This window comes from Mycoplasmopsis cricetuli ATCC 35279, from assembly GCF_000526955.1.
Classification (GTDB): Bacteria; Bacillota_I; Bacilli_A; order Mycoplasmatales; family Metamycoplasmataceae; genus Mycoplasmopsis; species Mycoplasmopsis cricetuli.
The window spans coordinates 1-23,318 of the sequence record NZ_JAHB01000011.1 but is presented as its reverse complement, the minus strand read 5'-3'; the positions used below and the strand labels follow the sequence as shown (position 1 = coordinate 23,318).

23 protein-coding genes are annotated in these 23,318 nt (G+C 25.0%); 7 read left to right on the top strand and 16 right to left on the bottom strand.

Annotation, left to right across the window (positions count from 1 at the left end):
• The 9 genes from U744_RS0103060 to U744_RS0103020 form a co-directional block, all read right to left on the bottom strand.
• On the bottom strand, positions 1–1,533 hold a 1,533-nt coding region (locus tag U744_RS0103060; RefSeq protein ID WP_025755616.1), incomplete at its 3' end, for a type I restriction-modification system subunit M.
• A 19-nt stretch (positions 1,534–1,552) separates the two neighbouring features.
• On the bottom strand, positions 1,553–2,734 hold the full coding sequence (locus U744_RS0103055; RefSeq protein ID WP_408634311.1) for an HsdR family type I site-specific deoxyribonuclease: 1,182 nt from the start codon (positions 2,732–2,734) through the stop codon (positions 1,553–1,555).
• Between the two features lie 9 nt (positions 2,735–2,743).
• Positions 2,744–4,681, bottom strand: a complete 1,938-nt coding sequence (locus U744_RS0103050; RefSeq protein ID WP_025755614.1) for a type I restriction endonuclease subunit R — start codon at positions 4,679–4,681, stop codon at positions 2,744–2,746.
• Positions 4,682–4,924: 243 nt separating this feature from the next.
• The gene (locus U744_RS0103045) at positions 4,925–5,587 is read right to left on the bottom strand and encodes a chromate transporter (protein ID WP_025755613.1); all 663 of its coding nucleotides are present in this window, start codon (positions 5,585–5,587) and stop codon (positions 4,925–4,927) included.
• The gene (locus tag U744_RS0103040; protein WP_025755612.1) at positions 5,587–6,159 is read right to left on the bottom strand and encodes a chromate transporter; all 573 of its coding nucleotides are present in this window, start codon (positions 6,157–6,159) and stop codon (positions 5,587–5,589) included. Before U744_RS0103040 ends, U744_RS0103045 begins: the two co-directional genes overlap by 1 nt.
• Before the next feature lie 203 nt (positions 6,160–6,362).
• Positions 6,363–6,734 (bottom strand): 50S ribosomal protein L7/L12, encoded by a 372-nt coding sequence (rplL, locus tag U744_RS0103035; protein ID WP_025755611.1) that lies wholly within the window; start codon positions 6,732–6,734, stop codon positions 6,363–6,365.
• Between the two features lie 45 nt (positions 6,735–6,779).
• On the bottom strand, positions 6,780–7,277 hold the full coding sequence (rplJ, locus tag U744_RS0103030; RefSeq protein WP_025755610.1) for a 50S ribosomal protein L10: 498 nt from the start codon (positions 7,275–7,277) through the stop codon (positions 6,780–6,782).
• Between the two features lie 186 nt (positions 7,278–7,463).
• A complete protein-coding gene (locus U744_RS0103025; protein ID WP_025755609.1) occupies positions 7,464–8,741 on the bottom strand; it encodes a hypothetical protein in 1,278 nt (425 codons plus the stop codon).
• 17 nt (positions 8,742–8,758) lie between these two features.
• On the bottom strand, positions 8,759–9,172 hold the full coding sequence (locus tag U744_RS0103020; protein ID WP_025755608.1) for a hypothetical protein: 414 nt from the start codon (positions 9,170–9,172) through the stop codon (positions 8,759–8,761).
• Between the two features lie 252 nt (positions 9,173–9,424).
• Between U744_RS0103020 and glpO the strand changes: the two genes are divergently transcribed.
• The 3 genes from glpO to U744_RS0103000 are packed head-to-tail and all read left to right on the top strand — an operon-like array spanning position 9,425 to position 12,928.
• A complete protein-coding gene (gene glpO / locus U744_RS0103010) occupies positions 9,425–10,573 on the top strand; it encodes a type 2 glycerol-3-phosphate oxidase (protein WP_025755607.1) in 1,149 nt (382 codons plus the stop codon).
• Between the two features lie 16 nt (positions 10,574–10,589).
• Positions 10,590–12,116, top strand: coding sequence for a glycerol kinase GlpK (glpK, locus tag U744_RS0103005; protein WP_025755606.1), 1,527 nt, complete (start codon positions 10,590–10,592; stop codon positions 12,114–12,116).
• Positions 12,116–12,928, top strand: a complete 813-nt coding sequence (locus U744_RS0103000; protein ID WP_025755605.1) for an MIP/aquaporin family protein — start codon at positions 12,116–12,118, stop codon at positions 12,926–12,928. The genes glpK and U744_RS0103000 overlap by 1 nt, the downstream gene beginning before the upstream one ends.
• Before the next feature lie 204 nt (positions 12,929–13,132).
• On the opposite strand, the gene U744_RS0102995 is transcribed toward U744_RS0103000, so the two are convergent.
• Complete coding sequence (locus U744_RS0102995) at positions 13,133–13,375, bottom strand: PTS sugar transporter subunit IIA domain-containing protein (RefSeq protein ID WP_025755604.1); 243 nt, start codon at positions 13,373–13,375, stop codon at positions 13,133–13,135.
• 85 nt (positions 13,376–13,460) lie between these two features.
• Complete coding sequence (locus U744_RS0102990) at positions 13,461–14,984, bottom strand: phospholipase D-like domain-containing protein (RefSeq protein ID WP_025755603.1); 1,524 nt, start codon at positions 14,982–14,984, stop codon at positions 13,461–13,463.
• A 118-nt stretch (positions 14,985–15,102) separates the two neighbouring features.
• Between U744_RS0102990 and U744_RS0102980 the strand changes: the two genes are divergently transcribed.
• The 4 genes from U744_RS0102980 to rpsR all read left to right on the top strand — a co-directional run bounded on the left by U744_RS0102980 (position 15,103) and on the right by rpsR (position 16,899).
• Positions 15,103–15,531, top strand: coding sequence for a single-stranded DNA-binding protein (locus U744_RS0102980; RefSeq protein WP_156921637.1), 429 nt, complete (start codon positions 15,103–15,105; stop codon positions 15,529–15,531).
• Positions 15,532–15,628: 97 nt separating this feature from the next.
• The gene (rpsF, locus tag U744_RS0102975) at positions 15,629–16,081 is read left to right on the top strand and encodes a 30S ribosomal protein S6 (protein WP_025755601.1); all 453 of its coding nucleotides are present in this window, start codon (positions 15,629–15,631) and stop codon (positions 16,079–16,081) included.
• Positions 16,082–16,110: 29 nt separating this feature from the next.
• Positions 16,111–16,623 carry a single-stranded DNA-binding protein gene (locus tag U744_RS04275; RefSeq protein WP_025755600.1) on the top strand — a complete coding sequence of 171 codons (513 nt, stop codon included), beginning with the start codon at positions 16,111–16,113 and terminating at the stop codon, positions 16,621–16,623.
• Positions 16,624–16,632: 9 nt separating this feature from the next.
• Positions 16,633–16,899, top strand: a complete 267-nt coding sequence (gene rpsR, locus U744_RS0102965; protein ID WP_025755599.1) for a 30S ribosomal protein S18 — start codon at positions 16,633–16,635, stop codon at positions 16,897–16,899.
• A 54-nt stretch (positions 16,900–16,953) separates the two neighbouring features.
• Here rpsR and U744_RS0102960 read toward each other — a convergent pair whose 3' ends face one another.
• From U744_RS0102960 to U744_RS04545, 5 genes are all read right to left on the bottom strand, one after another.
• Positions 16,954–17,643 (bottom strand): potassium channel family protein, encoded by a 690-nt coding sequence (locus U744_RS0102960; protein ID WP_025755598.1) that lies wholly within the window; start codon positions 17,641–17,643, stop codon positions 16,954–16,956.
• A 3-nt stretch (positions 17,644–17,646) separates the two neighbouring features.
• Positions 17,647–19,452 carry a potassium transporter TrkG gene (locus U744_RS0102955; RefSeq protein ID WP_025755597.1) on the bottom strand — a complete coding sequence of 602 codons (1,806 nt, stop codon included), beginning with the start codon at positions 19,450–19,452 and terminating at the stop codon, positions 17,647–17,649.
• Between the two features lie 23 nt (positions 19,453–19,475).
• The gene (locus tag U744_RS0102950) at positions 19,476–19,730 is read right to left on the bottom strand and encodes a YneF family protein (RefSeq protein WP_025755596.1); all 255 of its coding nucleotides are present in this window, start codon (positions 19,728–19,730) and stop codon (positions 19,476–19,478) included.
• A gap of 88 nt (positions 19,731–19,818) precedes the next feature.
• Positions 19,819–20,901, bottom strand: a complete 1,083-nt coding sequence (locus U744_RS0102945; protein ID WP_025755595.1) for a zinc-binding metallopeptidase family protein — start codon at positions 20,899–20,901, stop codon at positions 19,819–19,821.
• An 11-nt stretch (positions 20,902–20,912) separates the two neighbouring features.
• On the bottom strand, positions 20,913–23,264 hold the full coding sequence (locus U744_RS04545; protein ID WP_025755594.1) for a UU173 family protein: 2,352 nt from the start codon (positions 23,262–23,264) through the stop codon (positions 20,913–20,915).
• Positions 23,265–23,318 lie beyond the last annotated feature (54 nt).

Genomic DNA, 23,318 nt, shown 5'->3' with positions numbered 1-23,318 from the left:
AAAATCAATTGCTTTTTCAATTGCTTTCTCAACTTCAGGCATTAAATCAATAAATTCTTTGAATAAAATTTTAATATCACTTTGAAGCTCTTTTATTTCTTTTTTTAACATTTCTTTATCTATTTTTTCTTCTTCAATTTCAACATATCTACCAGGAACAAGTGAGTAATCATTTTCTTTAATTTCATCAACACTTATCACTTTTGCAAAACCTTTAACAATTGGGTTTTCATTTTTTTGATATTGTTTGTATACATTAGTAATTTTTTGAATATCAGTTTTAGTTAAAATCCGAAGTTTTTTAGTTTCCATTTCACCTAAATTACCAGCATCAACTAACAAAATATCATCATTTGATTTATTGTTGTTAAAAATTCATATAGTTGCAGGAATTCCAGTTGTATAAAATAGTTTATCAGGCAATGCAATAATTGCTTCTACTTTATTTTGTTCAATTAGTTTTTTTCTAATTTCAAGTTCTTGTTTTTGTGAAGTTGAAATTGAACCATTTGCCAAAATAACAGCTGCCCTTCCATTTTCATTTAATTTATAAACAATATGTGATAATCAAGCATAATTTGCATTCCCTTCTGGAGGGAGCCCTCATTTGAATCGAGGATCCTTTGAAATATCATTAGTTATTCATTTTTTCATGTTAAATGGTGGATTTGCTAAAATAATGTCAAACTGTTCATTTTTTGATAAATCTTCTTTGAAGGTATCTTCAGGTTTGTGTCCTAAATAAACATCATCTGGATCAAAACCATTAATTATTAAATTGATTTTAGCTAGTTTTCATGTTTGAGAAGAAAATTCTTGTCCGTAAATTTTAATTCCATCTAATTTTTTTTCATTTTTAGTTAAAAATTTTCTTGATTGAACAAACATTCCACCAGTTCCACAAGCTGGATCATAAATTTTAGAATTTTCACTTGGATTTAACAGTTCTACCATTAGTTCAACAATAGTTTTAGGAGTGTAAAATTCTCCTCCATTTTGTCCTTGTTTTCTAAAGAATTTACCTAAAAAATATTCATATAATCTACCAATGAAATCTTCTTTAGTTTTAGCAAAATTAATATTAGTAAATTCTTTAATTACATTTCCTAATCTAGTTTTATCCAAATCAGGACGATTAAAGTTTTTATCAAATAAACCTTTTAAATTATCATTTTGCTCTTCTAGTGCTAAAAAAGCATTATCAATTTTTTCACCAATTTCCTCAGTTCCAATATATTTAACTAAATTATCTCATTTAGCTTGTTCAGGAACTAAGAATTTAATATCATATTTATTTAACAATCCTAGTTTAGATTCAATTTTATTTCATTGATCAGCTTTTTCAGGATATTCTTCTTTAAATTTCTCTTGAGCACGGGCGATCTTATCAGATAAAGTTTTTAAAAATATTATTCCAATAACAATATGCATGTATTGCTCTGAGGAAATATTTCCCCGCATTTCATCACAGGCATTTCATAATTTATCTTCAATATCATTTAAATGAATTGCATTGATATTTTCTTTTTTCATATTACCTTCTTTATTTTAATTAATTTAGCAAGTAGCTTTCACTTTCAATTACATCTTCAATTTCATATATTATTTTTTCAGTTTTATCTGTTCAGTAATCAGGTGGATAGTTATTGTCATGTAGAATTCATTCAATTTTTTCAACTACTCTTTTTCTTTGAGCGTTAGTTTTATATCAATTTTCTCTAATAACAATATTATTATCACTTTGAACTACAGTTTCATATATTTCTATGCTAATTTTTTCTAAAATTTCTTTGTCCATATCATCATCAAGTTGCAAGGTTTCAGCGAAAATTTTTACAAGTCTTTCTTTATCTGTTAATTTATTTTTATCTTCTTCATCTAAATATTTAGCCATTTTAAAAATTTCATTTTTAAATTCTTCATATGAGATAATATTTTTGTAAAAATTATTAAGAAATTCTTCTATTTTATCTGATAGCTTTTCTTTTTTTAAGTAAGAAATATTTTTAACCTTTTTAATAGATAATTTAATTTTTGAAACTAAAATTTGAGATTTTTCATTTTTAGAAATTGTTTTATCATTTTCAATTTTTTGTGCAAGTTCATTAAAATCACTCAAACTAATTCTTTTTTTGTCTTTAGAATCAACAATTGGAGTAAATTTGATAGCTTTTTCTAAATTAATTTTAAAACTTTCTTTTCAGGCAGGTCAATCAATTTCTTCAACATCTCGCTTAATTATTTGCATTCTTGCGGCAATAAGTCAAAATATTTGTAATTTTTGTTCTTCATTAATATATTCAGTTATAGCGATTCAATATTTTTCAATTTCTGCAACATTTTCAACAAAATTTATAAAATTTTCTTCATTTACATTTTGATATAACTTTGCAATTAGTTGTTCTAAAACTTGACGAGTTTTAGTTAAATATTCAAGTTCTTGTATGGTAAAAAATTGCAAGTATATGTATTTAGTTTTTTTCAATATCTGATTTTTAATTTCTGAAACATCTTTGTTTAAATTTTCAATTGTAACACTTCCAACTAATTTTTTATTAGGATCTCAATAAAAATCCAAAGCCTTTAAAATATTTTTATGCACTCCAATATAATCTACAATTAGACCATATTCTTTAACTATTGTTCTATCAGCTATTTTTTTAACATATAATCTATTAACTCTTGCAAGAGCTTGAGTTAAATTATGCATTCGCATAACTTTATCAATGTATAAAGTTTGTAATTAAGGAACATCATAACCAGTTAAAAGCATATCAACTACAATTAAAATTTTTATTTTTGAATCTGGTAATTTAAAACTGTTAATAATATTTTGTCGTTCTTCTTTTGAACCAAGTAATTTAGTCATTTCAGGAGAATCAATTTCTTTGTTTGGAGATACAATTAATTTAATTTTATTTTCAGTTTGTCATTCAGGTCTTTTTTGAATTATTTTTTTATAATATTTAAAAGCTAACTCTCGATGAAAAGCAATAAACATTGCTTTTCCTTCAAGTTCATGTTCAGTTCTTTCATAATGTTTGATAAAATGATTGACAACATTTTTTATTCTTTCTTCTGATGATAAAAAATTTTGAATTGCTTTGTATTTTGTTTTGTTTTTTTCCTGAACCATTAATTGTTTTAATTTGATATTTTTACTTTCATAAATGAATTTTTCTTCTTCTAAATCAATTTGATTGATAATTTCAAGTTGTTCTTTATTTAATGCTGATTTTGTATTTGCATTTTCATAAAAAATTGGAACAATTGCTTTATCAAGTAAGGCATCTTGCATTGAATAAATATGTATGTATTCTCCAAATACTCGTTTAGTTTGAATGTCTTTTTCTTCAATTGGAGTTCCTGTAAAACCAATAAATTTAGCATTAGGTAAAGCTTCTCTTAATATTTGAGCATATTTTTTTGAAGGATTTAAATATTCTTCTTCAGTTGGAAGGTTTTTTTTGTAAAGAATTTTTTTAAAATTTTCATCAGCTGAATTATGTGAACGATGGGCTTCATCAGTTATAACTAAAATATCATTCCGATCATTTAAAACTTTTAGATTTGCATCACGAAATTTCTGAATTGTTGAAAAGAAAATTCCATGAGTTTTATTATTTTCTAGTTTTTCTTTTATTTCAGTTGAAGTTTTAAATTGAATTGGTTTTTCACCTAAAAATTGAAAAGCGTTTTGAAATGTTTTATGAAGTTGAGTATCTAAATCATTACGATCGGTAATAACAAGTACGGTCAAATTTTCTTTAATTTTTCGAAGAAACTTTACTAGTAGTACCATAGTTAAGGATTTTCCAGTTCCTTGAGTGTGTCAAATAATTCCTACTTTGTTATTGTTTTCTTTAAAATTTTTACTTGTTTCTTTGATGGCATGATATTGATAATGTCGAGCAATAATTTTACGTTCATCAGCATCATAAAAAATAAAACTTTTAAAAAACTCAAGTAAATTCAATTTATTAAAAAGCACAATTGATTTAACATCAACTAAGTTTGTTTTCAATCCTCTTCAGTGATTGAAAACACTTTTAGCATTTAAAGGATTGCCAATTTTGATAATTACATAATTTGAAATAAATGAAAAAAAGTTAAAAACAAATAATTTAGGAACTAAAAAAGCATAATTACGAATTTGTGTTTCTGCTTTTTCTAGTTCATTTTCTCTTTGGTAGTATGTTTTTAATTCTCCTACAATCACAGGTAAACCATTAATAAAAATAACAATATCAGGAATATTTTTTTGACTGTCAGAATTCTGTGAACCAATTATTTCAAATTGATTTGTACAAATAAAATTATTTTTTTCAGGGTTTTCAAAATCAAATATTTTTCAAGTGTGATAAATACCATCACTTTCTCTTTTTTTAACAATTCCATTTTTGATTAATTTAATAATTTGATTGTTATTGCTTTCTAAATTATGTTCAGCTGTTGAACTCATTATTTTATAAAGTTCAGTGTAGACATATTTAATTTCATCAAGTTGAATATTTGGATTTATTTGTTTTATTTGATCTAAAAAAATTTCTTTTAAGATAACATTGCTTTTTTTGTATTCTCTTAATTTATTTATTTCATCTTTTGACAAATATTGATATTTTTGTTTTTGAAAAAAATCAATAAAATCATGTTCAATTTTAGCTTCACTAAAGTAACTCATTTTCAACCTCATTTTATTATTAAAAAAATAAAAAAAGCCAAACTAAGTTTTTATACTTTTTAAAAAATATAAAAACTTAGTTTAGCTTTACTAAACAATAAAATAAATTTAAATAAAAGTCTCTCTCTCTCTAAAAATAGAAATTGAAGATAGTGTTTTATCCATATTTTCCTTTTTTATTTAAATTATTAAATTTTTTCCATTATATCATTTAATTGATATTAGTTTAAACAAAAACCAAAATTAACTAAATCATGGTTGAAATAAAATAAAACTAATAACAATTCCAATTATGAATAATAAAAATAATGGAATCTTTTTCAAATATAAATAAAATGATAAAGCGCTATAAAATATCATTCAAATAATTAAAACTGGAAACCTTCAATTTTTAAAAAACTGAGCTGTTTCAGAAGAAGAATTTCATCCTAAATAGTTTTTAATTCCTTGATTGAAAACAAGGGAGGGAACTAATCTTGAGATTAACAATTGAATTGCTAAAGCAATTAAAATAGCAGCTAAAACTGGACTAATGTATTTAATTAAATTTTTTAAATATTTACTATGTTCAGTTTTTTTGAGTAATTTAACTGATAGTAACATCATAAAAATAGCAGGAAGGCAAAAAATTAAATAACTTATAAAGGCTAAAATTCAACCTCATCATTGGTTATTTGCAACTAAAAGACCAGTAAAGGCAGAAAATTTTGTTGAGATAACTCCTGGTGTTGAATTGGAAATAGTAAAAATAGTATCAATTTGTTCTTGAGTGATATTTAAATTAAATGTTTTGCCAATAAAAAGCCAAAAGGATTGAAATATTGGCATAAAAATTTGTCCACCTCCAAAAACAATTAAACCAATGATAAATACACCAAACAAAGTAAATAAGCTAACTAAAAGCATTATTTGTTCCTTTTGATTTTAAGCTTAAAAAATTGATGAACAAACACACCTAAGATAACTGCAATCATTGGGATTGCAGGGATGTTAAAAGGACTTGGTATAAATAAACAAAATCCTAAAGTAACCAAAAAAAGTCCAATTCAAACTGGGTAAGTTAAATTTTGAAAACTTGTTTTTAAATATCTATATGAAAAGGCAAAAATAACTCCAACAAGTGCAGGAATAACTCCAACATTAAGCACAAGTAAATATCTATAAGGTAATTTAGAAATCCCATAAAACAAAAATAGCGTTATAGTAACATGAGGTAAAATTCCAAGAAGAGTAACCATTGTACCTCAAAACTTTCCTAGTTTTACAATTGCTACATATGAAATCATTTCAATTACAGCCGGTCCAGGAATTAAATTTACTGCAATAATGGCTTTATCAAAATCTTCATTGGTAAGTCATTTTTCTTGATCAACAGCATATTTTTTAATCACTGGCATTAAAGCATTTCCACCACCAAAACCAATAAAAGTGCATTTTAAAATAAACAAAAACACTTTAAAAAAATTTTTTATTTGCATTTTTTAATTTTAATGTAAAAAAATTTTTTTAATTTAAAATTATTAAAAAATCTTAAATTTATTTTATTTGTTTGGATATATTTTGATCATTGACTAATAGTATTTAAAAAAATATAAGATAAAAAAATTAAACAATTTCAGCAAATAAAAACTCCTTTAAGAAAGAATCTTATAGGAGTTTTTATATTTTTTAAATAAAGAAATTACTCAACTGAAACTTCAGCTCCTGCTTCAACAAGAGTTGCTTTAATTGCTTCAGCTTCTTCAGGTTTGATGTTTTCTTTAACAACAGCTGGTAAGTTGTCAACTATTTTTTTTGCTTCTAAAAGTGTATTTCCAAGTATGTCTTTAACTGCTTTAATAATTTGAACTTTTTTACCATTATCAGCTTTAATGATAACTTTAACACTTGTTTTAGCTTCTTCTGCACCTTCGGCAGGTCCAGCAGCAACAGCAACAGCAGCAGTTGGGTCAATTCCAAATTCTTCTTTCATTGCATCAACAAGTTCCATAATTTCTTTAATTGACATTTCTTTTAATGATTCAATAAATGTTTCTTTAGTTAATTTAGCCATAAAATTTTCCTTTCAAAATAGCTTGATTTATTATTATTATTATTATTATTCAGATTTTCCTTCACTTATTAATTTAAGTGATAATGACATTTGTTGTAATGGTGCCATAAGTGAACGAGCAAGAATCCCAAGAGCTTCTTCATATGTTGGAAGGGCAGCAACTTTTTTAACATTAGTTGCATCAATTACCTGACCTTCATAAGTTCCGGCTTTTATTACCATTAGCTTGTGTTTTTTTGCAAATTTAACAAGTAATTTTGCAGCTGACATATCATCTTCATTTGAAAAAGCAAAAATATTTGGTCCAATTAGATGTTGTGCTAGATCTGCAAAACCAGTTTTATTTGCAGCTAGTTTAAATAATCTGTTTTTGTATACTTTAATTTCAACACCAACTTTTTTTGCTTCAATTCTTAATTCTTTAAGTTGAGCAACTGAAAGTCCACGATATTCTGCAAAAGCAATTGCTTGTGATTTTTGAATTTTTTCTGCAATTTCATTTACCACATTTCTTTTTGCAATTTTAAAATTTGATTCAGACACTATGCATGCCTCCTTTCAAAATAAATGCAATACAAACCAACTAAGTAAATATACACTAGGCAACTAATTAAGCAAAAATTGCTGTTGCTGTCTTTATGTATTGCTTGTTCATTATATCATTTAATTTAAATAAATTAAACTAAAAAAATAATTATATTTTGTTTGGAAAATAAAATTAAAATATTTCTAATATTTTGAAATAAGTTTTTTTTCTAAATAGCCTTTTCTTAAAACAACAAGAGGAGTCATTATAGTAATTAAGATAAAGGTATATATTGGAATTGATAAAATTGATCTTGCTACAATAGGAAGCATCACAATAACATAATGTTCAGAAATAGTACGAGTTGTTTTTCCAACTGATCAATTTTTTCATCAAATAAATGCAAAAGGACCTCAAATTCATCTAAAAACAATAACAGTTAAAGCTACAATAGCAAATCCATGAAGTAAAAAGAAAAATCACTTTTGTTGTTTACTATCTTGTTTTTTAATAAAAAACATCACACTTAAATAACTCATAAAAGCAATTATCACAATTCCTAGCAAAACAATTGCAATAAATACACCTGAAGAAAGTTGTTTTAAACCAAAAGTTTTTGATATTTTAATTTCAGATAAATTAGAATTTAGTGTTTGTGAAAGATAAACAAAAAATAAAGTAAAAATGGCAAGTCATAAAATTATATTTGAAGAAAATATAGCTATTTTTTTGTTTTTTTCAAAAATATCAAAAACAAGTGAAATAATCAAGGTTGAAATAATTGGAACAATTGCATAAGCTCAAAATCATTCGCGAATTCCTCCTGAAATAAATAACCCTAAAAAATCAGCAATAAATGCTAAAAAAGCAGCTTTATAATATCTTAAAAAATAAGCTACGATAATATAAAATAAAAATTCAAATGAAAGCCCAATTTTTCCAAGAGAAAAACGAACAAGCAAGAATATAGCAAGGAAAATACCGCTAATAGTAATGTCAATTATATCTAATTTAAAATAGTCTTTGTATTTAGTTAACTTACTTATTTCAAATGCTCTTCCATAAACTTTTAGAAAACGTGTATTTTCTTGTAAATAAATTGTTTTTCAAAAAATGGTATTTGCAATGATATATTTTGAAGCATAGTAATAATAACTTAAACAAAAAAAAGCAGACAAATAAAGTTTTAATTTATTAACTTCTAAATGCCCTTTTAAATAAAAGTTTTTGTATTTTAAGTTAATATGATAAAAATAGGCATCCTTTAAAAGAATAGCAATTGAACTAACAAGTGTAATTGCGCTCATTAAATAAAAAGCAATCTTTCCTTCATTAAGAAAATAATTTGAAAAAATAATCGGAATAAAACAAAAGATAATTGCTCCAATAAATAATAAAGCACTTATTGAACTAGCAATAAGTGTTTTTTTAAAAAAATATTGAATTCCATTTGTAAGATAATTTTGTTCTTTGTTCACCATTTTATAATTATAAATTATTAATTATTTTTTAAATCTAAATTTTGATTTTTGTTTTTTAAATAAACCAAATCAATGTAATTATTTTGTGAATTAATTCTTTCATTTATCATATTTAAAATTTCAAATTTACAAAAATCAGTTAAAGAATCTTCAATAATTAAAGAGTGAATATTATCAAGTTCATTGTTAAATTCTTTTATTTCACTAAAGTAAAGTAAATTTAAATTGCAAAAATAATCAAATTGCTTAAAGGTTGTTTTTAATTGAACATGATATTTTAATTCTTCAGAATTTAAATTATCCAAATTATTAACAACTTCGACAAAAAAGATTTTTCGATCAAGATTAAACAAACTTAAAAAATATTTTTGCGGTAAGTTTTGTTCTTTTGAATTTTTGTATTCATATAAATTAAAAAAATTTGGCAACATTTTTTCTCCTATCATTTAAGTAATAGTTTTTTTATTTTAAAAATACAAAAAAGAAAAAATATTTTTTATGTGAAATAAATTCCATACTTATACAGATTCAAAAAAGTAATATTTTAATGCTTTTTTTATTAAAAAAAATATTTATCATTTTTTACTTTTTAAAAATTTTTAGAAAAAAGTTTTTATATAAAAAAATAAATAAATAAAATTTAAAATTTTAGTGGGACAAAAGTTTTACAAAAGAAAGGAAAAATGAAAAAATATGATATAGCAATTATTGGAGCTGGAATTATTGGAGCTTCAATTGCTTATGAATTAGCGCAATATGATTTAGATGTTGTTTTAATTGAAAAAAATCCTAAAGTAGCCAATGAAACTTCACTTGGAAATTCTGGATTAATTCATGGGGGTTTTGATCCTGAACCACACAAAATTGAAGCTAAATTAAATCTTAAAGGTAATTTAAAGTGACATCAAAAATGATTTAAACATCTTCAGTTTCCAAGACTTAAAATTGATTCAATGATTTTAGCTTTTGATAACAATGAAGAAATGAAACATGTTCACATGCTTTACCAAAGAGGTATTCAGAACAAGTTAAATCCAAATGATTTGCAGATTTTAAGTAAAGAACAAGTGCTTAAACGTGAACCAAATGTAAATCCTGAGGTTTGTGGAGCGCTTTTGTGTACTTCATCAACTGCAATTCATCCAGTAGAGGCAACCAAAGCTTTAATTGGCGCTGCAAAACAAAATGGTACTAAATTATTAATTAATTCAAAAGTAACTAAAGTAACATATCAAAATAACTTATTTGAATTAATTATTAACAATAGTGAAAAAATTTACTCAAATAAAGTTATAAATGCAGCAGGACATTATGCAGATATAATTGCAAACGAAAATGGATTTGATGATTTTAAACAAACCACTAGACGAGGAGAGTATCGAATACTGGATAATTATGATCCAAAATTAATTTCTTCAGTACTATTTAAAGTGCCAACAATTTATGGAAAAGGCGTAATTATTGGTCCAACTCTTGATGGAAAGTATTTGGTTGGTCCAACCGCTGAAGAAAATGTTCCAAAGGAAGACACACGACTTGTAACGCCTCAAAAGTATGATTATATAGGAGAAATTGGAAAAAAAATTATTCCTTCATTAAAACTTGAACGAACTATTATGACCATTGCTGCTTCAAGACCTATTGATGTTGAGACTAATGATTTTGTTATTCGTCAATCTAAGCACAACAAACATTTTATTTTAGCTGCTGGAATGCAATCGCCAGCACTGTCTTCAGCACCAGCTATTGCTGAAGAAATTGTTAAATTACTTGAATTAAATTTAAAACCACGTAAAAACTTCAAACCTGATTATAGAATTGATGTATTTTAAGAAAGGTTATATAATAATGAACAAAAATAAATATCTTATCACTTTAGATGAAGGTACAACTTCATGTAGAACAATTGTATTTGATAGTAAGGCCAAAATTGTAGCTACATCACAAGCTGAATTCACTCAATTTTACCCAAAAAGCGGATGAGTTGAACATGATGCACTTGAAATTTGAAACACTCAACTTTCTACTATGCAATCAGCAAAACATAAAGCAGGAATTCGTTCAACTGATGTAGAGGCTGTCGGAATTACCAATCAACGTGAAACGGTTGTTCTTTGAGATAAAAATACTGGTTTGCCTGTATATAATGCAATTGTATGGCAAGATCGTCGCACTAGTGAATATTGTGAAACACTTTCTAAACATGTAGATATGGTTCGTGAAAAAACTGGATTAATTATCAATCCATATTTTTCTGGAACTAAAATCAGATGAATTCTTAAAAATGTTGAGCAAGCAAAAAAAGTTCTTCAAGAAGGAAATTTATTAGCTGGAACAATTGACACATGACTTATCTGAAAATTAACCAATGGTCAGGTGCATGCTACTGATGTATCAAATGCATCAAGAACCTTATTGTTTAATATTAATACCATGCAATGAGATGATGAATTACTTAAATTATTTGAAATTCCACGTGAGATTTTACCTGAAGTTAAATCATCTTCTGAAGTTTATGGAATAATTGATCCACAACACTGGTCGCTAAGAGCTGAAGGCAAAGTACCAATTGCAGGAGTTGCTGGAGATCAACAATCAGCTTTATTTGGACAATTATGTACTAAACCAGGAATGGTTAAAAACACTTATGGAACAGGATGTTTTACTTTAATGAATATTGGTGAAAAACCTGTTCTTTCAAAAAATAAATTATTAACTACTGTTGCATGACAACTAGGAAGAGAAAAACCTGTATATGCACTTGAAGGATCAGTATTTATAGCAGGTGCTGCTATTCAATGAATTCGTGATGGACTTCGCTTAATTTACAATGCTGCTGAATCTGATTTTTATGCAAAATTAGCTGAAAATGATAACACTCATCAAGTTTATTTGGTTCCTTCATTTACTGGATTGGGAGCACCTTATTGAGATTCATATTCAAGAGGAGCTATTTTCGGACTTGAAAGAGGAACTAAAAAAGAACACTTAGTTAAAGCTACATTAGAATCAATTGCTTTTCAAAGTAATGACTTAATCAAAGCAATGGCCAATGATGTAAATAAAAAAATTGAAATACTTAAAGTTGATGGAGGAGCAAGTAATTCCAATTATTTAATGCAATTTCAAGCTTCAATTTCAAAAACTAAAGTTGTTCGTCCTAAAAATGTTGAAACTACTGCTCTTGGAGCAACATTTCTTGCAGGACTTGCAACTGGATATTGAAAGAGTTTATCTGAAATTGAACAAGAACTTGAAGTTGATCGTGAATTTATTCCTGAATTTTCTGATGAAAAAGTTAAACAACTAACTCATGGATGAGATGTTGCAGTTAAACGAACATTTAATTGAATTAAAGAAGTTGAGGTTAAGTAGTGGATAGTCAAATTTTTGGATATGGTTTTGTTAGTGAATTAATTGGAACCATGGTGCTAATTATTTTAGGTAATGGAGTCTGTGCTTCATTAAATTACAAAAAAATGTTTGCCAAGGCAACTGGAAACTGAGTGGCAATTATTTTAGGTTGAGGATTTGCTGTGTTTTGTGGTGTTCTTGCTTCAAGTGGAATTTATTCAATTCTTACTGCAGGTTTAGGTGATGGAAAATTACCTTATGAATTAGGTGCGGCTCATTTAAATCCTGCTGTAACCATTGGATTGTTAATGTCTAAATTAAAACAACCTGAAATTGGAAAATTATTTGGACTTGCAATTGTATATATCATTGCTCAATTAATAGGTGCAATGTTAGGTCAAGTAGTGTTAAACTTTATTAATTACAAACATATAATTGAAAATCCTTCTTTAGCTCTTAAAAACTCAAGTTGTACTGTACCATCACATAGAGAAGCGTTTATACAAAATTTTTCATACGAATTTGTAGGAACTGCAATTTTAATAGGACTTATTTTTACTTTTGGAAAAGTAGTTTCAAATTTAGGCCCAATTCCTGTGACTTTTGTTGTTATGTCAATTGGTCTTTCGCTTGGTTCAGCAACTGGATACGCAATCAATCCAGCTCGTGATTTAGGACCTAGAATTGTTTATGCAATTACTTTAAAATTTTTAAAAGAAAAACTTGATAAAAACACTTCTGCTGATTTTACTTATGGATTAACTATTCCAGTTGCTTCACCAATTGTATCAGGTACAGTTGTTGGATTGATCGCTTTAGCAGCAGGAGCTTAATTTATTTTTACAATAGCAAAAATACAGCACAAAAGCTGTATTTTTTATATTAATAAATATTAGATAGTTTTAGAAAAATTTCTTACTTGGTCAATTTCTTGTAAAATAGTTTCAAGTTTAGTGTTTTCTTGATTGTAGCACTGACTATACAAAACCCTTCAACCAAAGGTGCATTAGCTAAAATAACATTTTTAGGTTGCTAATTTAAATTGCCATTTGTGAACTTAATAGTGAAATACCAATTTCACAAAATACAATTAGACAATCATCTTCATTGGTTTTGTTGATATTTTTTAAAATATACTGCACATCAGTATTAAATTCTTTACTTTTAACAAATCCAACAGCATTATTGTAAATTTTAAAATTGTTAAATTTTATTATTTGAGCCAATTTAATTGCTTCAGAAGCGAGTTTTTTACTATGTGAAACAACAAAGTTAACCATTATTTTTAAACATAAAAAATTATAAAACTTTATTTAATATGATTTTTTAGCCACAACAAAGTCTCACAAAAAAACTAACTTTTTGCTAGATTAATGTTTTGGTTAAATCATAAATAAATTTCTCAAATTTATTAGGTTTAGTATTTAATTTAAAATCATTTTTTAAATCAATTGATTTTGCATCATAACTTTTAAATATTTTAATAATATCTTTTACATTTTTACCTGAAAATAAATCTAAATTTTCATATTGCGAATATAAACTACGGCTGTCCATATTACTTGATCCAACTCATGCAATTTTGTTATCAATTAGTCCAATTTTAGAATGCAAAAACACATCTTGATAAATTTGAACCTTAAGTCCATATTGCTGTAACTCTTTTAGCTGTGATAAACTAATTTTATGAATAATTTTTTTATCTGGTAAACCTGGAAAGTATACAGTAATGTCAATTTTGTTTTTCAAAGCTAAAATTAATGATTTTTTTAGAGCTTCAGTAATTGCAAAATATGGTGTAGCAATTTTAATTGATTTTTTGGCAGCATTAAATAATTTCAATCAATAATATTCAATTAAAGAATCAGGTAAATTAGGAGAATCTAAAACTAAGATTACATCATTTTTATATTTATTAAAATTTTTATGTTTTAGTTGATTGAAAAATTGATAATTCTCATTGGAAAGATCTTCTTGAGTGATAATTTTTCAAAAACGTAAGAAATGTAAATTATACTTGTTAGTTATTGGACCAGTTAAATGGTATGAAATATCAACTCAATGGCCATATTTTGTTGACAAGGAAATATATTCATCTGAAATATTAGCTCCTCCAGTAAATACAATTTCAGAATCAATAATAAAAATTTTTTGATGATTTCGTAAAAAAGAACTTCCATTAATAAATGGATAATTAATTTTACCTAAAATACAGTACTTAAGACCTTTTTGTTTTAATTTTTTAATTTTTTGTCTTGGAGATCAATTAAGCCCAAAATCATCAATGATTCAGTAAACTTTAATTCCTTCTTTTATTTTTTTTTCAAGCAAGTGATACAATTGTTCAAAAATTTCTGATTTTTTAATAATATATGAAATAATGCAAATATTTTTTTTAGCTTGCTTAATTTTTTCAAATAATGCTTTGTAAAAATCATAACATTCTTCATAAAAATGCATGGTTCCTGGTAAAGAATGATTTAACTCAATATTTTGTAAAAATTCAAGTTCATGTGAAAAGCGATTAGATGGAGTAATTATTTGTTTTTCCTCATAAGTTTGAATTTGATATTTAGGATCATCTTTAATTTTTAATTCTTTTTTGTTAATGAAAAATAGTCCAAAAGTTAAAAATATTATTAATCCTAAAATTGGTACTAAAAAAATTAAAGTAATTCAATTTAATTTTGTGTTAATTTGAGTGTTTTGTTTGTAAATAATAACAGTTGAAATTAAATTTAAAGTATATACAATAAAAAATCCTAAATAAAGATATTTATTGCTCACATAATGCATCAACAAAATTATTACAATCGCAATTGCAATTCAACCAAAGCAAAATAAAATAAAAGCAAAAAATCTACTTAAACTTAATTTGGATTTTTTCATAAATAAAATTTTACATTAATTTAATTGAGCTTAATTATAATTTCATAATTATTACTTATTTTTTAAAATTTTCTTAATATTATAATTATCTAATTTAGCTTTGATATAATAAAATAAAATGAATAAATGTTTTTTGCTAGGAAGAATTTCAAGTCCAATTTTTTTTGCCAAAACCATGAATAGAGTTGATCATGTACGTTTTTTTGTTGCTGTTAATAATTATGGAAAACATACAGATTTTATTCCGGTGATTGCATGAGCAAATCTAGCTAATTACATTCGAAGCAACCTAACTAAAGGATCACTAGTATACATTGAAGGCTTTATTTTAAATGTTCAATATTTTCAACAATTTCAAAGAAAAATAAACTCTTCATTTGTAGTTGAAATTGAATTAATTAAAACATTTTCAATTAAAAAAAATAATTCAATTACTAATATTTTTATTGAAACTGATGTTGTTGATAAAGATTTATATGTAGCATTTGATAATCATTTAAAACAAACAAAATCAAAAGTTAAACCATTTAAAATTCCTGAAAAATAATACATTTTTTATTTTTAATAAAAATGATAAAATAAGTAAGAGTATTCTGAAAAATACTCCTTGGCTAATAAGCCCAAAAAGACCAAAAGGAGAAAACATGTCAAAATATGAAATTATGATTATTGTTAATCCAAAAGTTAATATAAGTGTTGCAAAAGACTTACTTGAATCAGTTTTTAGCAAAGGAATTTCAAAAGTTGAAAAACTTGAAAAAACTAAATTAGCTTATGAGATTAAAAAATCAAAACAAGCTCAATATTTACTTGCAGAAGTAAATTCAAATCCTGAACTTATCAGTGAGTTTACTCGTAGAGCAAACAACATTAATAAAGAAATTTGAAGATACTTAGTAATCAATCTTGATACAGAAAAAGGTTTCAACAAAGAATTTAAAAATGTTGGAAAAAGAAAATTTGAACCTCATGTTAAAAAAGAAAAAAATGAAGAAAATTCAGAAGAACCTAAAAAACGAACATTTTTTACAAACAAAAATAAAGTAGAAAATAAAGAAGTTAAAGAAAAGAAATCTGAACAATCTGAACAAAAATAATCAGATCAAATCAAAGGATTTAAATTTATATGTACAACAAAGTAATACTAATTGGAAGAATATCAACTGACTTACATTTAAAACAAGGAAACAATGGAAATGGTTATTTATCATTTAATTTAGCAATTAATCGTGTAACCAGACAACAAATTGGTGATAATAACACTATTTTTGTTCCTTGTGTTGCATTTCGTCAAACTGCTGATTATATGAATAAATATTTAAATAAAGGTGCTTTAGTTTCAATTGAAGGGTCAATAAGTATTAGTTCATATCAAGATAAAAATGGTAACTCAGCAACTAGTTTTGATATTATTGTAAATAATATCATTCCTTTAGAAAGTCGAGCACGTCGTGAAGAAATTCTTCAACAAAAGGGAAATTACTCTTTTGAAAATAATTACAAATCAAATGATATCTTAGTTCAAACACCTGAACAGTACAAAGAGTTTAACAAAGATATTGATAGTTTTGTTGATAATATAAATGAAAATAATGATAAATCTACAAGTTCAATGTTTGATGATGTAGATTGAGAATAGGAGAAACTTATGGCTTTTAACCCTAAACGTAAAAAAGGTTTTATCTTCAAAAAGAAAGTTTGTGAATTTTGTGTTGAAAAATTAACTTATATTGACTACAAAAATGTTGAATTAATTGGTAAATATGTTAATGCAACTGGACAAATTAAATCAAAATCAAACACAGGTACATGTGCAAAACATCAAAGAAAATTAGCTACAGCAATTAAAAGAGCAAGATTTATGGCTTTAATGCCTTATACTATTATTAGAGTACGCGCACAAAAAAATGTTTAATTAATAACATAAAAAAATAAATAACCAAATTTCCCTGGTTATTTATTTTTTTATTTAGTTTTTTTTATCATCAGAAATGGTATTTAAAACTTTAAAAATATCAGTTACATCAGCAACTTCACCAATTATTGTAAGTAAATCACCTTGTTTAATTAAAGTATTTCCTTGTGGACGAATTGAATGCGAACCACGTTTGATAAGAACTATAGTTACTCCATATTTGTTGAAGTTAATGTCTTTTAATTTTTTTTCGGTAAAATCTATATTTTGTACTTGAGTTGTCCCAATAACAAAATTGTTTCCAAGTTCTTGTAAATTTTCACTATATTGAATAAAATTAGGGTTTCCAGCAATTAAAGCAGCTCGAATTCCAGCTTCATGTTCTGGACGAATAATAATATTAACTCCAATTTGTTTTAACACCCTAGCATGTCTTTCATTAGTAGCGCGAGCTAAAATGTTTTTAACTCCCACTTCTTGCAAAGCCGCAACAATTTCAATATTTTCAGGTACAGCAACAACAACTGTTTCAATGCGTTCGATTCCAATCCCTTTTAAAGCTTTTATTTCTGCTGCATCGGCAATAACAATTTGCTCAACTTCATCAACAAATTTTTTAGCTGGTTCTTCTTCTTTGTTAATAATTAAAATGTTTTTATTCATTGTAATTAGCTGTTCAATAATGGCTGAACCAAAACGTCCAGTTCCAATGACGGCAATATCATTTTTGTATTTTAATTTCATAAACTATCCTATTGCAACTTCTTCCTCAATGTATTTATAATATCGATTATAACTTTTTTTTCTTTTTCACACAAAAAGTAGTGAACTAATTCCAAATTGACCAATAAACATAATAATAATTAAACTAATTTTGGAAATAATAGTTAAATTTTTGTGTGAACTAAAACCAAGCGAAAGACCAGTAGTACCAAAGGCGCTTGAAATTTCAAAAAAAATATGTTCAATTCTAAATCCTCGTGATTTGTAATTAATAATATCAGTTTCAATTCCCTTATCTTTGTATACATCTAAATTACTTAAACAAATAAAAATTAATATAGTAACTAAAATTATACTAATTAAAAAAACTTGCATAGCTGAAAAAATATTATCACGACTAATAGCCCGTTTGAAAATTCGAATATCTTTGTTTCCTCTAAAAGTTGAAATAATTCCAAGCAACACAATAGCAAAAGTTGTAGTTCGAATTCCTCCTCCAGTACTTGAAGGGGCAGCTCCAATAAACATCATAATTGAATAAATTATGTGTGTATTATATGAAAAATCTTTTAAATTCAAAGTTGTAAACCCAGCGCTTCTTGTTGAAAGTGAAATAAACAATATAGCAAATAATTTTTGGAAGTTATTTCCATAATATTTTCCTTTATACTGGTTAATTTTTTCAATGTAATTTAAAGCTGTTGTTTGTTCAATGTTAAGTAATTTTCCAGAAGAATCTTTTCAATTTTGTCAGTTTTCAAAGTCATGATTGTTATCAAGTCAAATTTGATATTCAGGAATTTTGAAATTTTCAGTAGTATTTTGTGTTCATTCTTTTGGAAAATTATATTTGTTTCATAAAGTATTAAAGTCTCGTGAGGCTATTTCAAAACCAAGTGATGAGGTAAATCCAAATAAAAAAACAACAAAATAAGTTATTAGAGAAATTTTAGTAAATAATGTTAAGTGATAAGAACCGCTTTTGCGTTTGTATTTGTGTAAAATTAAAGATCTTATATCATACAGTACTGGATACCCAAGGCCGCCAATTACAAATAATACAATAAAACAAATTTGAATAAAATAATCACCATAATATTGTGAAATTGAATTAGTTGACATTATGTCAAAACCAGCATTATTAATAGCTGAAATTGTATGAAAAAAACCAAATTTAAAAGATAAAGATCAATTTCCTTTGGGGTTGATATATTTGTTATCAATAATTTTTGAAAGTGGACTTGAAAATGTATTTTCTCCTGGAATTAATGATGGTTCAGCTAAGTAAAAATAAATCGATAAAACAAAACCAAAAATAATTATCATTAAACACAAAAATTTAACAGAGCTAATTACTATTTTAGTAACTTTAGAGTGATTATCACCTCCTCTTTCAGATTGAATAAGTGAAACCCCACTCATAGAAGTATTTTTTTGACGAAACAAAAAATTAAACACAAAAAGTTTTAAAGCAAACACACCAATTCCACCAGAAAAAATTAAAACAGCTATAATTATTTGTCCAACAACATTAAATTGTGTTGCAGTTGGCTTAATTGTTAAACCAGTATCACTAAAAGCTGAAGATGCTGTAAATAAAGCATCAACTCACTTAATAGGATTGTTACTTTCTCCAGTTAAAGGATTAATATTAAGTTGTGAAAAATTTCCTCAGAGCAAAAAAGTACTAGTAAAAACAATTAAAAAATAAACAAATAACAAGTATTTAAGTTTTGAAAGATTTTTTTTAAATTTACTGATGATATTTATTAAACGGCTAAATGCTCGATTAATCCATTGACGTTTTCATCAATTTTTTAAATTAAACATTACTTACTCACTTTGTTGTTTGTTTATTTGTTTTTGTTATCATATTTTGCATTTTGCATTGAACGCATAATTTGTCTAATTTGAGTTTCAGAAGCAGTTCTACCCATTTGCTTAAACATAATACGAATCATTTTTTCAGAAACTGGAGGATTTTCTTTTATTTGTTTTTCAAATGCTCTCTTAGTTAAAAAGAAAGTTAATGCTGTTGCAATTAAACCAACTAAAAACACAATTCCAACAATCATAAAGACAAATCCTGTCACTCCCATGGTTACCATACTACAATCCCTTCTTTGAAAAAGTTATAACTTGAATAAATATGTACTTAATTGTATCATAATTTTAATTTATGTTATATCACTGATATTATTTATATTTAATTTTATCATACTCATTTGAATTAAAATCTTTTAAAAAATTAATTAACAAATCACCTGCTGAAAGTAAATCTGAAATTGAACATACACCAATTGGGCTATGCAAATAACGTTGTGGTAATGAAATAGTTAATGTGGCTGCTCCACCAGTTGCATATTGCAATTCATGTGCATCTGTTCCACCACCCATAGAAACAAATTTATATGCTTTAATGTTATGTTTTTTTGCTGTTTGTTCAAAAAAATTTATTAATTTTGGATCCATTAAAGTTCCACTATCTTTAATTCGCAAAGCAGCACCTTCAAAAAGTTTTGTAGTTCCTTCAATAGTTCCAATTGTATCATGTGAGCTTGTTGTATCAAGAGCAATTGCAATATTTGGATTAATTAATGATACACATGTTTTTGCTCCACGAGTTCCAACTTCTTCTTGCACAGTTCCTACTAAATATAAATCAACATCAAGTTGTAAATTTTTAATATGATTAGAAATATAATCAAGCAAAGCAACTCCAGCACGATTATCCATTGCTTTTCCACCAATTAAATCAGGGTTTTTAAAATGAATAGTTTCTCCTGATAAATATACTCTATTTCCAATTTCAATTCCATTCTCAAGAGCTTCAGTTTTATTTTTAAAACCAAAATCTGCATAAAGATTATTATTTGTAATTGCAACTTTAATTTCATTAGGTTGCATAATATGAATTGAAGTGTGACCAAAAACACCAAAAAATTCTTCATTTTTACTATTAATTAATTTAGCTTTAGTTCCAACAACCACTGTTGGTCAAATTCCTCCAATAGGACTAAGTAAAATTTGCCCTTTTTCATGAATGCTGCGTACAATATATCCAACTTCATCCATGTGAGCAGCAATTAATACTTTTGGCGCATTTGGATTATGTGATTTTTTATGCATAATTAGTGAACCAAAATTATCTCTTGAAAATTTAAATACTTTAGAATCTATATTTTTCTTTAAAGCTTCTACAATTGGTTCTTCATATCTTGACATTGCTTCAATTTCCATGTATTCAATTAATCTTTTTTTAAATTGCACCTTGTTCATTTCTACCTCATTTATTTTTGTATTTCAATTTTATCATTTATTAATTTGTATGAACTAAACTCTTGTTCAAATTGATATAAATAGTTATTAATTTCTGGGAATTTAGCAATAAGAAGTTCCATAATTAATTCATAAACCATAATCATAGCCATTACATCATTTTCACAATATTTTTTTAAATTTTCTTCAATTATAACTCAACTATTATCACCAGTTAAACCATGATAACGTAAAATAGCTTCTTTCATTGCCATAGTTCCCTGTTGAATAATTAATTCAGAATATGGAGTAATTAGTGCTTTTAATTTTAGCTGATGTTTAGTAATAAATTTTTCAACTTTCTTAATTGAACTAAAAAATTTTAAATCTTTTAAATAAATTAAAGGTTTGCTTGAAAAATTATCAGCAAATGTTGTACTAGCATTGGTAATATTAATTTTACCATTGATAATTTCAAATGCAAACTTTTCATTTGAATAAGCATCTCAATTTCGACTTTTAAAACAATCATATAAATCAATTGTGTTATTATTAATGTGTAAAATCATAGTAGTAAATTCTTGAATTGAATTATATTTTTGAAAAAATCAATTGTTAAATTTAATATCTTTTTTACTGTCTAGGTAATAAGTGATTAACTTTGCAATTTCAGTGTTACGAGCATTTTCATAGCTTTTGTTATAAACTACAAAATAATCACTTTTATTTGAATAAATAATTTCAATTAACTGAATTAAATTTTTTGCAGAAAAATTATTAGTATCTAAAACATAATTTATTTTATTTGTTATTTTGCCATTGATAGTTTCAATGATTGAAACTTGAAATGGAATTTGTTGATATGATTTCGCATTATCAAGAATAGGAAACAAATCTGAAAAACCTTCATAATCATATCAAATGATGCGTTTATTTTTCAAGTGCAAATTTTTTATAATATTAATAATTTCTCAATTAAAAAAATTCACACTATTTGTTATAAGATTATTTACTTTATCATGAATTATTTTTAGATCTCTTTTTTTATTAATATCATTTTTTAAATTATTATCTGAAAGTTTTAAAAATTTAAAAAAATATCCTGATGCATCAGAACTTTCTGGTCCAAATAAATAATTTCGTAAAGTAATTTTTAATTCAGTATCATCAAATAAAAATAATGGAAAATCAATTTGAGTTATATTTTTATCTGGATAATTAATTTCTAAGGTCAAAAAGTTATTTATTTTGTCTTCTGTTGTTTCACTAATTGCACTATCAAAATAATAACTAATTGCATTGTAATTAAAACAGTTTTGAAAACTTTTTCATGCTTTAAAAATATATTCAATGTATCAAGAAAATTCTTGAAAATAATATTCAATTATATTATTTGAATTGTTAAAACTAAAAAATAATTGATCATTATTTTTATAATTATTGTAATTTATTAAATCATCAGGTAAATTTTCAAAATTTTTAATAACAATTTTAGGAAATTTTAAATAACGATATTTAGCAACATTAAAAAAGCTAAAAAGATTTTTGTTATAATGACCTGTGTCAAAAAATAAAATTCCATCGCCTGTGCGCTTTAAAATTTCTTTATAAAATCTAGATTTTATGGTATCTTTTTTTCCTTTTGAAACAGAAAAATTTTTTGTGACATTAGCTGAACTAGCTTCAAAAAAATTTACTTTTTTTTTATAAGTTAAATCTAAAAAATTTGTAATTGGATCAATAATAATAACACTTGCATCATTAATTTTGTATTGTTTTTTAACTATATTAATTAAGTAATAAAATTTAAAAAATAAATTAAGTGAACTTTTTGCAGATTGCGCAATTAAAACTAATTTATTGGAATTTTTATCAAATAAAAATCCATCTGCAATAAAATTTAAAGTTAAATTATTTTTAGTTTCTTGATGTAAAAAAATTGGATTTACAATTAATTTAACTTTTGAATCATTTAAGTGTATCAAAGTTTCTGCATTTTTTTGTTTATTATTTTTGTTTAAAGGAATAATTTTAATTTCTTCTTTTTTTATTGAATATTTATTAGCATAAAAATCAAGCGCATAATCCTTTAATTTTAAAAAATTTTGAAATGAAATTAATTCAATTTGATCTATATTTTTAACTTTTAAATTATTTAAATCATTTGTATTGATTCCAAAATCAAAATCAGGAATTTCATTTAAATTATCTTCATCTTCATCATGTAAATTATTTAAAATATTTTGAATATTGGAATCTAAATTTCATTTTTTAAAATATTCTTTTTCATGAATATTTTTTATAATATCTTCTCCTACTCAAAATAATGCTGGATTATTTCAAAAAACTCTTTTAAATAAATTTCATTTAATTTCTTTTTCCATTAAAAAAAATTATAGTAAATTTTAATTTGTTTAGATTAGAAAAAATATTTTTTT